We start from the raw sequence: 14,026 nt of genomic DNA, 5'->3' as shown, positions 1-14,026 counted from the left end.
TACACTAAAATTTGTAGAAATACTTGTCGTTAAATATATAATTATTCTTTAATTAGTTAACAAAAAATTAATTTAAATTAATAAATAACTGATTTACAGACAAATATTTTTTAAAATAATGTATAAAAGATGAAATTATTTAAAGGAATATGAAGATAGCTTTAACCAAAATCAATGCTTAAATCACGGTTGAATATAAAATCATGCCAAATAAAATCAAAGAAATAAAGATACTGATTTGATAATAATATATTAAAACTGCTATATATATTGTACATAATAAGAATAATTAGTATCAAGTATAAAATTTTATTAAAATTTGAACTCTAAAAAGATGACAAAAGTCAGGAAAATTGTAAAAAGATTAATCCTCAGTATCATTTTTGGGAAATTTTCAAGAGCAAAAACGGATAAATTTTAAGCAAATTTTAAGTTTTAAATTAATAAATAATAAAGGAAACTGATTTTTCTATAAAACTATTTGTGGTAGTATTTAAATTAACAAATTATTAATTTACAGTATCTTATATAAATAACTGCACCAAGCATTTTACAACTTCCACCATCCTAAGAACATCAAATTAATGAAAAAATAATATTTTTTTCTTTGCGTATTGAAAAATAATATTAGTTTAGAAGCCAAGAATATTTATTCTGAAAATTTACGCAATCGATTGCACTCTAAAGTGCGTAAACTTTTCAGAAAAATAGGTACCACTAAAAAATCAGTAGAATACTTACAAATCCACAAAACAAAAACGATTGAAAAAAACTTTCAACCAAAAAATTAAAATTATAAGGATACAAAAATGGATAAAAGAGTACAATCAATAAAGTGGTTATATCTTTCCTTCTTTTTACTACCTGTCCTGGCCATGGCTCAAGAAAAGGAGACGCAAAAGGATAAAGGAACCAATATCGAAGAGGTGGTATTGGTAGGTTATACTAAGGTTTCTAAAAAGGATGTTACCAATGCTGTTTCTTCTGTAAAAGCAGAAGCCATAAAAGATATGCCTTCCAATAATGCCGCAGAAGCAATCCAGGGAAGGATGGCCGGAGTTCAGGTTTCGTTAAGTGAAGGCTCCCCCGGAGCGGACGTAGATATTGTCATCAGAGGAGGTAACTCAATTACCGGGAGTAATGCCCCTCTTTATATCGTAGACGGTGTTCAGATGGATAATGCACTATCCATTTTATCACCCAAGGAGATCGAATCTATTGAAGTTTTAAAGGATGCTTCATCTACCAGTATCTACGGTGCCAGAGGAGCTAATGGTGTAGTTCTTATTTCTACAAAAGGAGGCCGTAAAAAGGCTAAAACATCCATTAATTATAATGGATTTTTAGGAGTAAGATCAATACAGAATACAATTGATGTTTTAGATCCGTATCAATATGTGCTGTATCAGTACGAGCTATATAACAAAGGTGGTATACAGACAGATATTGATGCTTTTAAAACAAGATATGGAACTTACAAAGATTTAGGGAAATATAGAGATATCAAGAAAAGAGACTGGCAGGATGAAGTGTTCGGCAGAGAAGCATTCAACTTTACCCACAATCTTTCTCTTACGGGAGGAACTGAGAAATCATCTTTCTCATTATCTTTAAATAATGTACAGGAAGACGGAATTATGATTGGTTCCGGATTTAAAAGAAATATGGCTAATTTCAAATATGACTATGATATTTCAAAAAAATTAAGCCTTACTTTAAATGCCAGATACAGCAGACAAACCATTTTTGGGGCCGGGACATCCTCTACAGGCTCACAGGGAACCAACCGGTTAAGAAATGCCGTAAGGTATCAGCCATTTGAAGGAGGTTCAACAGTGAATGTTGATGAGTTTGATCCTCTATTTGCAGATCAGACCAACCTTGTAAATCCTGTTTTACTGGCCAATAGTGAAGTTAAGGAAAACGGCAGAAATGACCTGATGCTTAACGGAACTTTAGAATATAAAATTAATAAAGATTTCACGTTCAGAAGTGTTATAGGATATGTACAGCGAGATGAATTTGTCAATCAGTTTTCGGGTACGGTAACCAGCCTTGCAAGGCAGAATAATGATCAGCCCGTGGTATTCCTGAGCAAAACACAGACAAGAAGAATTACCAATACCAATACATTAAATTTCAGAAAGACATTCGGAAGGCATAAATTAGACTTATTGGCCGGACAGGAAATCGTAAAAACTGATGGAGAAACATTAGCTATGAATATCAAATGGTTTCCAAAATCAATAAGCGCAGAGGAAGCATTTGCCAATATTCAGTCGGCATCACCACCCAACGGGCTGATGCAGGACGCTCCAAAAGCTGGAAGAGTTCCGGACAGATTAGCATCTTTCTTTGGAAGAGCCAACTATATTTTCAATAACAAATACATCCTTACCGCTTCCATGAGAGCAGATGGATCCAGTGTATTCGGTCCGGGAAACAGATGGGGATATTTTCCTGCAGCTTCTGCAGCATGGAAAATTACTGAAGAAAATTTCTTAAAAGACAGCAAAACCGTCAGTGAATTAAAACTTCGTGTAGGATACGGTTTATCCGGAAACAACAGGATTGGATCTTTTTTATATGATACATTCTTCATTACATCATCAGATTACGGATATGCCTTCGGAACCAACGTAACCCCAGGAGCTACGACAGGTAACATCATGGCTAATAAAAACGTGAAATGGGAAACTGCAACTTCCAAAAATGCAGGTTTGGACTTCGGGTTATTTAATGGAAGAATATATGGTACTCTTGATGTTTATCAGACGGATACGAAAGATCTTTTGCTTTTGGCAAAAATTCCCCAGACTACAGGTTCTGAATATCAATATCAAAACTCCGGAAGCACTACCAATAAAGGTATTGAATTCTCTGTAGGGGGTACTGTCATTAATAAAGAAAACTTCACATGGAAAATTGACGCCAATATTTCGTCCAATAAAAATACAATCAAAAGCTTGGGAAATAACGCTTCTGCAAGTGCTAATTTTTACTACTATCCTTCCGGTTGGCAGAATAACCTGAATGATTTCTTGGTACAGGTTGGCAAGCCGGTAGGTACCTATTGGGGATATGTAACGGCAGGTAGATATGAAATAAGTGAATTCGATTACAATTCTACAACACAAGTATATACATTAAAAGCAGGTGTTCCCAATGCTTCTGCTGCGGCAAACGGAGCTAAACCTATACAGCCGGGAGATCTTAAGCTTCAGGACCTTAACAATGATGGCATTATTGATAATCAGGATATGACAGATCTGGGTAATGCCCAACCTAAATTCTATGGCGGATTCAACCAGACTTTCCGTTACAAAAACTGGGATATGAGCTTAATGTTTAATTTCTCTGTAGGAAATAAAGTTTATAATGCCAATAAAATAGAATATTCTACGCAATATCTTTACAAAGACAATAATATGCTGGCAGAAGTTGCCGACAGATGGAGATGGTTCGATGATGCGGGTATAAAAGTGAATGATCCCACTGCATTGGCTGCACTGAATGCCAATACAACCATGTGGACTCCTCCTGCAGGCGCCTACTTCCTGCACTCTTATGCAATTGAAGACGGATCTTTCCTAAGACTAAACAACGTAACTCTCGGGTATTCCCTTGGAAAAGATTTCACTAAGCAGCTGGGTCTTTCGAATTTCAGATTGTATTTTACAATGAACAATGTATTTACCATCACCGGATATTCCGGGTACGATCCTGAAGCAAACACGAGAAGAAATCCGTTAACACCTGGTGTTGATTATGCAGCTTATCCACGTAGCAGATTTATATTATCGGGAGTTGATATCACTTTTTAAACCTAATATTATGAATAAAAATAAATTTTTAACAATTCTATTTTCCGTTGCAGGATTACTGTCCGCAGCTTCATGTGAAGATTATCTGGAAGTAGAAAGTTTATCCAATACCGCAGAAAAACAGCAATTTGATTCTGTTTCAGATACATTCTCAGCATTAGTTGGTGTGTACAACAGTACGATGGGTGATAACACCTATGGCCAGAGAATGAACCTTATTTTAGCGCAATCCGGTGATGATTTAAGAACTTCAGGTGATTATAATGCCAATGACAGAAGAGGGGTAAGCTGCTTCGGGGCTATTCCCACAAATACTGAGCTTTTAAGACCTTTTTTAGATACATATGCCGGTATTGAAAGAGCTAATCTAGTTATTAAAAATATTCCGCTTTCTCCTGTATATCAAACAGGTTCAGAGGCTGATAAAAAATTAATGGACAGATATCTGGGTGAAGCTTTAACGTTAAGAGCTCACTTTTATCATGACCTTATAAAAAACTGGGGAGATGTACCATTTCATGAAGTTCCATCTGCTGATCTTCCTAATCTGTATCTGGCAAAAACAGACAGGGATATAATTTATGATAAAATTCTTGATGATCTATTAAAAGCAGAAAATTTTGTTCCCTGGAAATCAGAAGGAAATACCACCTCGCAAAGAATTTCAAAAGCAGCCGTAAAAGGTTTGAGAGCAAGAATAGCTTTGGCAAGAGCAGGATATTCGTTGAGAAGAAACCCACAACAAATGATGCAGGGGTCCAATCCGCAAAAATATTATCAGATTGCATATGATGAGTGTAAAGATATCATCAACTCCGGGCAGCACCAGCTTAACCCAAGTTATGAAGGAATGTTCAGATCTTTGCATACCAACAGTCAGGATGCGACAAATGAGATAATATATGCTATAGGAGCATTCGGAGGAAACTCAAGAACAGACAGTAAAATTGGTTACTACAACGGTGTACGACACGATGATACAGATTGGAAATCTTCAGGAGGAATCAATGCAATCCCCGTTTATTTCTATGAATTTACAAAATATGATGTAAGAAGAGACGTTAATATCGCCATCTTCAGAGTAAATACTACAAAACAGCAGGAGCTTCAGACAGCAATCAACTGGAATGACGGTAAGTTCAGAAAGTCGTGGACGTCTATTACTGGTACCTCTCAAAATTTGGGGATTGACTGGCCGTTATTAAGATATTCTGATATTTTATTAATGTTTGCAGAAGCAGATAACGAACTTCACAGCGGGCCGTCACAAGATGCAATCAGTGCTGTTTTAGCTGTCAGACAGAGAGCTTATGCCGGTAATTTGGGTCAGGTGGGAACAATCCCAACGACTAAAAACGAATTCTTCAATTTTATTGTTAAAGAAAGACAGTTGGAATTTGGTGGAGAAGGACTTAGAAAATATGACCTGATCCGTTGGAATTTGTTAGAAACTAAGATTAACGAAACGAGACAGAAACTTACACAGTTTATGACCGGTACAGGAGCTTATGCCCATGTTCCTGAGTATATTTTCTATAAAAAAGTAGCTTACACGCCTACAAAAACAGCCCAGCAGAATGTATTGGATATCGACTTTTATACAGCCAATGGGGTTACAAAGGATGATGTTTTCTATAGCCCTAATCAAAGTGTGGCAACACCTTCCGGATACACAAAAGTAAACTGGAGGCTGGCCATGACACAGCCGTATATCAGTGGCGATCCTGTGAAAAGCTATGCCTATTATTTTCAGCCAAACAGAAAAGAATTGCTTCCAATAGCATTAGATGTGATTAATTCCAATTACAATCTTACACAAGATTACGGATATTAGATAAAAGTTTCAAATTCATATCAAAGAAATACAGGCTTCCTCCCACAAAGAGAAGTCTGTATTTTAACTCAAAATTTATTTAATGAAAACTTCTACTTTTATTAAAAATTTTAAAATATTTTCAATTTTTTCGATTGTATTGTTAAGTCTTCTTTCTTTTAAAACCAAAGATAAAATAATCGTGGTTTCAAAAGACGGAAAAGGCAGCTTTACCACAGTACAACAGGCCATCGATGCCGTTGAAAATGGTTCTGTAACAAGAACAAAAATTTTGATTAAAGCCGGAGTTTACAAAGAAAAAATCACCGTTCCCGAAACAAAAGGAGCCATTTTTATAGAAGGAGAAAATCCTGAAAATACAATCATTACTTACGATGATTTTGCATCAAAAAAGAACCCGGAAGGAAAAGATATCGGCACAACAGGTTCTTCAACGATTTTTATTTATTCAAATGACTTTACAGCAAAAAATATTACGTTTGAAAACAGTTCAGGAAAAGTAGGACAAGCCGTTGCCGTGTTAACTTCAGGCGACAGAATTGTCTTTGAAAACTGCAGATTCTTAGGAAATCAGGATACTTTATATTTAAAAGGTGTTCAGGATTTACAGGATAAGACAAAACCTTCAAGAAATTACTTTAAAAACTGCTATATCGAAGGTACAACCGATTATATTTTCGGAGCCGGAACCGCTGTTTTTGAAAACTGCACGGTCTATTCTAAAGAAAGCGCAAGCTACATCACAGCCGCCTCTACCCCACAGGAAAGCGAATTTGGCTTTGTCTTTATCAATTCAAAAATCATTGGAAATGCGAAAGAAAATTCAGTCTATTTAGGAAGACCCTGGAGGCCTTTTGCAAAGACAGTGTACATCGATTGCGAAATGAATTCAAATATAAAACCCGAAGGATGGCACAATTGGAGCAAACCGGATGCTGAAAAGACAACTTTTTATGGGGAATTTAATTCAAAAGGAACAGGCGCTAATACTGTAAAAAGAGTGTCATGGTCGCATCAATTAAATAAAGAAGAAAGTAAAAAGTATACCACACAAAATATCCTTAAAGGAAGCGACAACTGGAATCTGAAAAAGAGTTTAAAATAATTTAAATCAAAACAGCAAAAACGCTAAAGAATTTTCAATCATGAAGAAACACTTCACAAAAATAATGACGATAGGAATTTTATGCGGAAGTTTGACTTTTGTTGAAGCTCAAAACGGTTTAAGTTTTCCCGGTGCTGAAGGCTTCGGAAGATTTACAACAGGCGGTCGTGGCGGAAAGGTTTATTTCGTGACAAAATTAGGCGATGACGGTTCCGAAGGTACTTTAAGATATGCTTTAAATCAGAAAGGACCGAGATATATTATTTTTAAAACCGGTGGAACGATTTACTTAGAATCACCGTTAAGGATAAAAGAAGGCAACGTCACCATTGCCGGACAAACCGCTCCCGGAGACGGAATAACGGTTGCCAATTACGAAACTTTTGTTGCAGCAGACAACGTAATCATCCGCTACATGAGGTTCAGAATGGGGGATCAGAAAAAATATCAGGGCGATGCTTTGGGCGCAAGATTTATCAAAAATCTGATGGTCGATCATTGTTCGATGAGCTGGTCTACGGACGAAACGGTTTCCATTTATGCGAACGAAAATACCACGCTTCAATGGTGTATAATTGCAGAAAGTCTGAGAAATTCAGCCCATCAGAAAGGAGCTCACGGATATGGCGGAATCGCGGGCGGAAAATTTGCCTCTTTTCATCATAATATCTACGTACACCACGACAGCAGAAATCCGAGATTGGGAGAATATGCAGGAAGTAAATTTGCATTGACCGACCTTACGGATTTCAGAAATAATATCATCTATAACTGGGGGCATAATAATGTTTACGGAGGCGAAGCAATGAACGTAAATATCGTTAATAATTACTACAAGCCCGGCCCCGCAACCACTACAAAACAACGGATTGTTGCCATCGATAAAAATGAAAAACCAGAAGCTGAAGTGTACAACATCTGGGGGAAATATTACATCAACGGAAATGTCATGGAAGGAAATCCGGAAGTTACAAAAGACAACTGGACCGAGGGTGTTTTCAATCAAATGAAATCTTCTTATCATTTGACGGATAAAGATAAAAACTCTATAAAAATCAATCAGCCCCATGATATTCAGAGCAATGTCAAAACCCATTCTGCGAAAGAAGCATATGAGAAAATTTTACAGATCGGGGGAGCAAGTTTAGTGAGAGATACTATTGATCTCCATGTATTGAAAGATGTCAAAAACGGAAGTTTTACCTATAAAGGAACAAAAGGAAGTACCAACGGAATCATTGATTCACAAAATGATGTTGGTGGATTTCCAGATTTAAAAACAGGCAAACCTCTACCCGATTCAGATAGCGACGGAATGCCCGATGAATGGGAAATTAAGCATCAATTAAATCCAAAAATTGGCAATGCCAACGGAAGAGATTTAGATGAAAACTACGACAATATTGAAGTTTATTTTAATGATCTTGTTACCATAATAACTGAAAAACAAAACTAATAACCATGAAATTCTCGATTACATTCAATGAAAAATCAAATAGCAAAATTTAGATAAGAACTGGATATTTTATATAAAATCAACTTTAAAGTTAAAAAAATGAATTTCATTAATCAAAACATAAAATTATTGGCATTTGCAGCTTTAGGTTCAGGAATGTTTTTGGCCTGCGCGCAAACAAAACCTGCAACCACTTCAAAATCAGCAACAGAAACTTCAAAATCCGGAAAAATTGTTCCTGCCAATCTGAAATGGTCTGAAAGAATGATGCTTTCCGAAATGCACCGTTTCCCGGAATCCTGGATGCTTGATTTCAGCAAAAGTCCCAAATGGACTTATCCATCAGCGATTGTATTGGATGCCGCTGAACAACTGTACGCAAAAACCGGTAAAAAAGAATACTACGATTACATCAGCGACTTCGGAGAAAAACTAATCAAAGAAAACGGTACAATCCTTACTTACGACATGGAGAAGTACAATATCGACCTTCTGAATAGTGGCAATGTTCTTCTCTATCTTTACGAAAAAGAGAAAAAAGAAAAATACCTGAAAGCTCTTCAAACTCTTCGTTTACAAATTGACGGGCAGCCAAGAACTAAAGAAGGGTCTTTCTGGCATAAAAAAATATATCCGTACCAGGTGTGGCTGGATGGCCTCTACATGGGAATGCCGTTCTACACGCATTACACCAAAGATTTTGTAAAAGGTGCAGAAGCTACAAAAGCGTATGATGATATTGTATTTCAGTTTGATTCGGTTCAAAAAAATCTTTTAGACAAAAAAACGGGCTTGTTGTATCATGCCTGGGATGAAAGCAAAGAACAGGCCTGGGCAAATAAAGAAACCGGACTTTCCCCGAATTTCTGGGGAAGGGCGATGGGTTGGTATGGAATGGCTATGGTGGATGTTTTGGATTATTTACCTAAAGATCATCCGGGAAGGGCAAGAATAATTTCTTACATAAAATCTTACACCGATGCCATCATCAAAGTTCAGGACAAGAAAAGCGGACTTTGGTACCAGGTATTGGACAAGCCATTAGAAAAAGGGAATTACGAAGAAGCAACTGCTTCAGCAATGTTTGTTTACACAATGATAAAGTCTGTAAACAAAGGATATTTACCAACATCTTATAAAACTGCTGCTAAAAAAGGATACGACGGAATCATTAAAAATCTAATTACCGTTGATGAAAACGGAGTTGTAAACTTAAATAAATGCTGTGCCGTTGCAGGTTTAGGCGGAAAACCTTACAGAGACGGTTCGTATGAATATTATGTGAATGAAGAAATTCGTTCCAACGACGCCAAAGGAACAGGACCTTTCATTTTGGCAAGTTTAGAATTTGAAAAATAAAGGATAAAATACTCACCTTTTGCTAAGTAGAACGCCTTTGCGAACTTAAAATCAACAGCATTATTTGCAAAAAAATCTTTGCGCTCTTTGCGTTAAAAATTTACTAAAACGAAATAAATGAATCTGATTTAATGAAGACAAAAAATATTTTAAATATACTTTCACTCACAGTTTTTTCTATTGCATCAAATTATTTGAATGCACAGGAAAAGAATTATGTTTCCGAAGTATGGACAGCCGATCAGGGAAAAAATTACAGAAATCCTATTTTGCATGCAGATTATTCTGATCCGGATGCCATTCGTGTCGGTGAAGATTATTATATGACCGCTTCAAGTTTCAATGAGGCTCCGGGATTACCTATTCTCCATTCAAAAGATATGGTTAATTGGAAATTAGTAAATTATGCATTCCCGGATGTTCTTCCACACGAACATTTTTCAACTCCCAAAAGAGGCGACGGAGTCTGGGCGCCGAGTATCCGATTCCACAAAGGTGAGTTTTATATTTATTGGGGCGATCCCGATTTCGGAATTTATATGGTGAAAACTAAAGATCCGCTGGGAACCTGGGAAAAGCCTGTTTTGGTGATGGAAGGAAAAGGCTTAATTGATTCATGCCCGTTTTGGGATGATGGCGGAAATGCATATTTAGTTCACGGTTGGGCAGGAAGCCGCGCAGGAGTGAAAAGTTTGCTTTCAGTGAATAAAATGAATCCGGAAGGCACCAAAGTTTTGGATAAAGGCGTTCACATTTTTGACGGCCACGATGCACATCCAACCGTTGAGGGCCCAAAATTTTATAAAAGAAACGGCTATTACTACATTTTTGCTCCTGCAGGCGGAGTGGCAACAGGATGGCAATTGGTGTTGAGATCAAAAAATATTTACGGGCCTTACGAAGAGAAAGTAGTACTTGAGCAAGGTGCTACAAAAATCAACGGACCACACCAGGGAGCTTGGGTTGACACGCCTTCCGGTGAAGATTGGTTTTACCATTTCCAGGATGTTGATGCCTATGGAAGAATCGTTCATCTTCAGCCAATGAAATGGGAAAAAGACTGGCCAATCATCGGAATCGATCTTAATAAAAACGGAATCGGTGAACCGGTTCTAAGCTATAAAAAGCCAAATGTCGGACAATCCTACCCTATTATAACTCCACCTGAAACGGATGAATTTGATGGCGAAAAATTAGGAATACAATGGCAATGGAGCGCGAACGAGAATATCGTTTGGTCTTCAAAACTGCCAGGGCAGAAATTTTTAAGATTATTCTCGATGAAAGCTCCTGAAGGGGAAAAAAATCTGTGGAACATTCCTAATTTATTAACTCAAAAATTCCCTGCTCCGAATTTTACAGCTTCCACAAAAATCAAATTAATTCCCGAAGATGCCAAAGAAGGAAAAACAGCAGGACTTTTGGTGATGGGATTAGATCATGAATCCATCGTAATTACCAACAAACCGGACGGATTTTATTTACAGTTAAGAAGAGCCGAAAAAGCTGATAAAGGGGGTGAAGAAAAGGTTTTATTTGATACAAAATTAAAAGGCAACGAAGCTTATTTAAAAGTAAATGTGAACGAACCGAATGGTTTATGCCAATTCAGCTACAGTGAAAACGGGGAAAATTTCATCAAGGTTGGCGATGTATTTCAGGCAAAACCCGGGAAATGGATCGGTGCTAAAGTCGGCTTATACAGCATAAGCACAGCAAAAGCATCCCGTGGCGGATATGCAGATTTTGATTGGTTTAGAATTACTAAAAATTAAATTTTAAAGTTCTTGCAGATTGAGCAAATTACGCAGATGATTATGGATAATGTTTCACTTTAATAAAGAAAAAATCAGCGCTATCTGCCTAATCTGCGAGAGTATAAATAAATATCAGATTTGAAATAAATCCATGAACAAAAAAGTCTTTACCATAGTTTCATTTTTATTCGTTGTTTTGCTGTTGTCTGCATGTCAATCTCAGAACAATGCTCAAAAGGCAACGGCAAAACACAATAAAAAAGTCACGCATATCTATCTTATCGGTGACTCTACAATGGCAGATTACACAGGAAATTATGAGCCCGGAAAAGATTATATGAAAGTCCGTTATCCCATTACAGGTTGGGGACAGGTTTTTCAGCCGTTTTTTGTAAAAGACAGTTTGGCTTCTTTAAAACCTGCAATTACAACAGATTCTGTTGCCATTATCGACAGAGCACATGGCGGAAGAAGTACGCGAACTTTTTTTCAGGAAGGAAGATGGAGATATGTATATGAACATTTACGGCCAAATGATTATGTTTTCATGCAGTTTGGTCATAATGACGGCTCTGAGAAACATACAGAACGATATGTAAATATTGAAGGATATAAAGAATTTTTACGATTATTTGTAACGCAGACAAGACAAAAAGGTGGAAATCCAATTATTCTGACACCTGTTGCCAGAAATTACCCATGGAAAGACGGAAAACTAGAAAATATTCACGGAGAATATTGGCAGGCTCCGATTGATATTGCCAAAGAAATGAATGTTCCGTATATCGATTTAAATAAATTGTCAATGGATTATTTCACGAAAAAAGGACAGGATTTTACTACCAATCACTATTTCATGAATCTTCCTGAAAATATGTATGAAGCCTATCCGAAAGGTCAAAAAGATAACACTCATTTCCAGCCGGAAGGAGCGAAAGTCGTAGCATCCATTGTTTATCAGGAATTTAAAAAATTAATTAAAACTCAACAAAAATAAAATGAAGAAGTCACTTAAAGTTATTGGTTTAGTAGCAGCTATGATGTTTTCAGGCCACATACACGCTCAAAATCTGGATATTTATAAAAATATTGAGTTTAAAATGCCTCAGGTTGCAGAAACTTCTTTTCCTGCAAATACAGTTTCTATCAAACAGTTTGGCGGAGTTGCAGGTGGAAATGTAAAAAATACAGAAGCTTTCAAAAAAGCAATCGAAGACCTCAGCAAAAAAGGCGGCGGAAAATTGGTTGTTCCCCGCGGAATGTGGTTAACAGGGCCAATCGAGTTGAAAAGCAACATCAATCTTCACGTAGAAGAGGGTGCATTTATCATATTCAGCAAAGACAAAAACGATTATCCTTTGGTTGATGTAAGTTTTGAAGGATTAAATACAATCCGTTGTCAATCACCTATTTCCGCAAGAAATGCAACCAATATTGCGATCACGGGAAAAGGGGTAATCGACGGAAGCGGTGATGCCTGGAGAGCCATTAAAAAAGGAAAAGTATCTGAAACTGAATGGAAAGAGATTCTAAAATCCGGTGGGATTTTGTCTTCAGACAGTAAAACCTGGTATCCTTCGGAAAGCTATAAAAAAGGATTTGAAAGCAGTTCGAATTTCAACGTTCCTGATAAAATTTCTAGGGAAGAGCTAAAATCGGTTAAAGATTTTCTTCGTCCCGTAATGGTAAGTTTGGTGGGTTGTGACAAGGTTTTGTTAGACGGTCCGACTTTTCAGAATTCTCCCGCCTGGAATCTTCACCCGTTGATGTGTTCTAATGTCATTTTAAGAAATCTTACCGTTAGAAATCCTTGGTTTTCTCAAAACGGTGACGGTGTAGATTTAGAATCCTGTAAAAATGTTTTGATCTACGATAACACGTTTGACGTTGGTGACGACGCGATCTGCATTAAATCAGGAAAAAATGAAGATGGAAGAAAGAGAAATATGCCGACAGAAAATGTGATCATTAAAAACAATGTTGTTTATCATGGTCACGGAGGTTTCGTCGTAGGAAGTGAAATGTCCGGTGGAGCGAGAAATATTCACGTTTCCGACTGTACTTTTATCGGAACAGACATTGGTTTACGTTTCAAAACTACCCGTGGAAGAGGTGGAATCGTAGAAAATATTTACATCAAAAACATCGATATGATTAATATTCCAACTCAGGTAATTGGCTTTAATATGTTCTATGAAGGCGCTTCACCGGTTTTGGAAGACGGACAGAAAAAAGAAGGTAATAAAGCACCGGAAAAGGCGTATCGCGTAACAGAGGAAACCCCGATTTTCAGAAATATTTTCTTTAAAAACATCAATGCTGTTAATTCTTACGAAGCGATCACTTTGTTCGGTTTAGCAGAAATGAACCTTAAAAATATTGTGATTGAAGACTCTCAGTTTGATACGAAAAAGGCTTTAACAATCGTAGATGCAGACGGAATTCAATTAAAAAATGTTACATTGAAATATTCTGAAGGAACCGGAGCAACGGTTTACAACAGCAAAAACATCAACCTTTCAACGGTAAAATTTGAATCTAAAAACAAACCGTTTGTTAAGGTTTTAGGAAATAAATCGGGACCCATATTGTTACCTAAGGAAGTGGCAGATGATAAAGATGCATTTTCTCTTGCAACGGAAGTAGCGAAAAATTCAGTTAAATAATGTATCAATTGTTTAAACCATTAAG

At 36.8% G+C, this 14,026-nt stretch carries 8 protein-coding genes; all 8 read left to right on the top strand.

The window, feature by feature from the left end:
• The first annotated feature begins 809 nt into the window (after window positions 1-809).
• The 8 genes from J4Q03_RS14260 to J4Q03_RS14225 all read left to right on the top strand — a co-directional run bounded on the left by J4Q03_RS14260 (window position 810) and on the right by J4Q03_RS14225 (window position 14,001).
• On the top strand, window positions 810-3,824 hold the full coding sequence (locus J4Q03_RS14260) for a SusC/RagA family TonB-linked outer membrane protein (RefSeq protein WP_426048805.1): 3,015 nt from the start codon (window positions 810-812) through the stop codon (window positions 3,822-3,824).
• Between the two features lie 10 nt (window positions 3,825-3,834).
• The gene (locus J4Q03_RS14255) at window positions 3,835-5,658 is read left to right on the top strand and encodes a RagB/SusD family nutrient uptake outer membrane protein (RefSeq protein ID WP_426048804.1); all 1,824 of its coding nucleotides are present in this window, start codon (window positions 3,835-3,837) and stop codon (window positions 5,656-5,658) included.
• An 82-nt stretch (window positions 5,659-5,740) separates the two neighbouring features.
• Window positions 5,741-6,763 carry a pectinesterase family protein gene (locus J4Q03_RS14250; RefSeq protein WP_426048803.1) on the top strand — a complete coding sequence of 341 codons (1,023 nt, stop codon included), beginning with the start codon at window positions 5,741-5,743 and terminating at the stop codon, window positions 6,761-6,763.
• A 40-nt stretch (window positions 6,764-6,803) separates the two neighbouring features.
• Window positions 6,804-8,219, top strand: a complete 1,416-nt coding sequence (locus tag J4Q03_RS14245) for a pectate lyase family protein (RefSeq protein ID WP_426048802.1) — start codon at window positions 6,804-6,806, stop codon at window positions 8,217-8,219.
• 99 nt (window positions 8,220-8,318) lie between these two features.
• The gene (locus J4Q03_RS14240; protein WP_426048801.1) at window positions 8,319-9,578 is read left to right on the top strand and encodes a glycoside hydrolase family 88/105 protein; all 1,260 of its coding nucleotides are present in this window, start codon (window positions 8,319-8,321) and stop codon (window positions 9,576-9,578) included.
• 131 nt (window positions 9,579-9,709) lie between these two features.
• Window positions 9,710-11,353, top strand: coding sequence for a glycoside hydrolase family 43 protein (locus J4Q03_RS14235; RefSeq protein ID WP_426048800.1), 1,644 nt, complete (start codon window positions 9,710-9,712; stop codon window positions 11,351-11,353).
• 133 nt (window positions 11,354-11,486) lie between these two features.
• Entirely contained in the window at window positions 11,487-12,332 is an 846-nt protein-coding gene (locus J4Q03_RS14230) for a rhamnogalacturonan acetylesterase (protein WP_426048799.1), read from the top strand.
• Window position 12,333: 1 nt separating this feature from the next.
• Window positions 12,334-14,001 (top strand): glycoside hydrolase family 28 protein, encoded by a 1,668-nt coding sequence (locus J4Q03_RS14225; RefSeq protein WP_426048798.1) that lies wholly within the window; start codon window positions 12,334-12,336, stop codon window positions 13,999-14,001.
• Window positions 14,002-14,026 lie beyond the last annotated feature (25 nt).

The sequence above is a fragment of the Chryseobacterium sp. NFX27 genome, assembly GCF_049887855.1.
Taxonomy (GTDB): Bacteria; Bacteroidota; Bacteroidia; order Flavobacteriales; family Weeksellaceae; genus Chryseobacterium.
The sequence above is the reverse complement of the archived record's forward strand: the minus strand, read 5'-3'. Positions and strand labels throughout refer to the sequence as shown.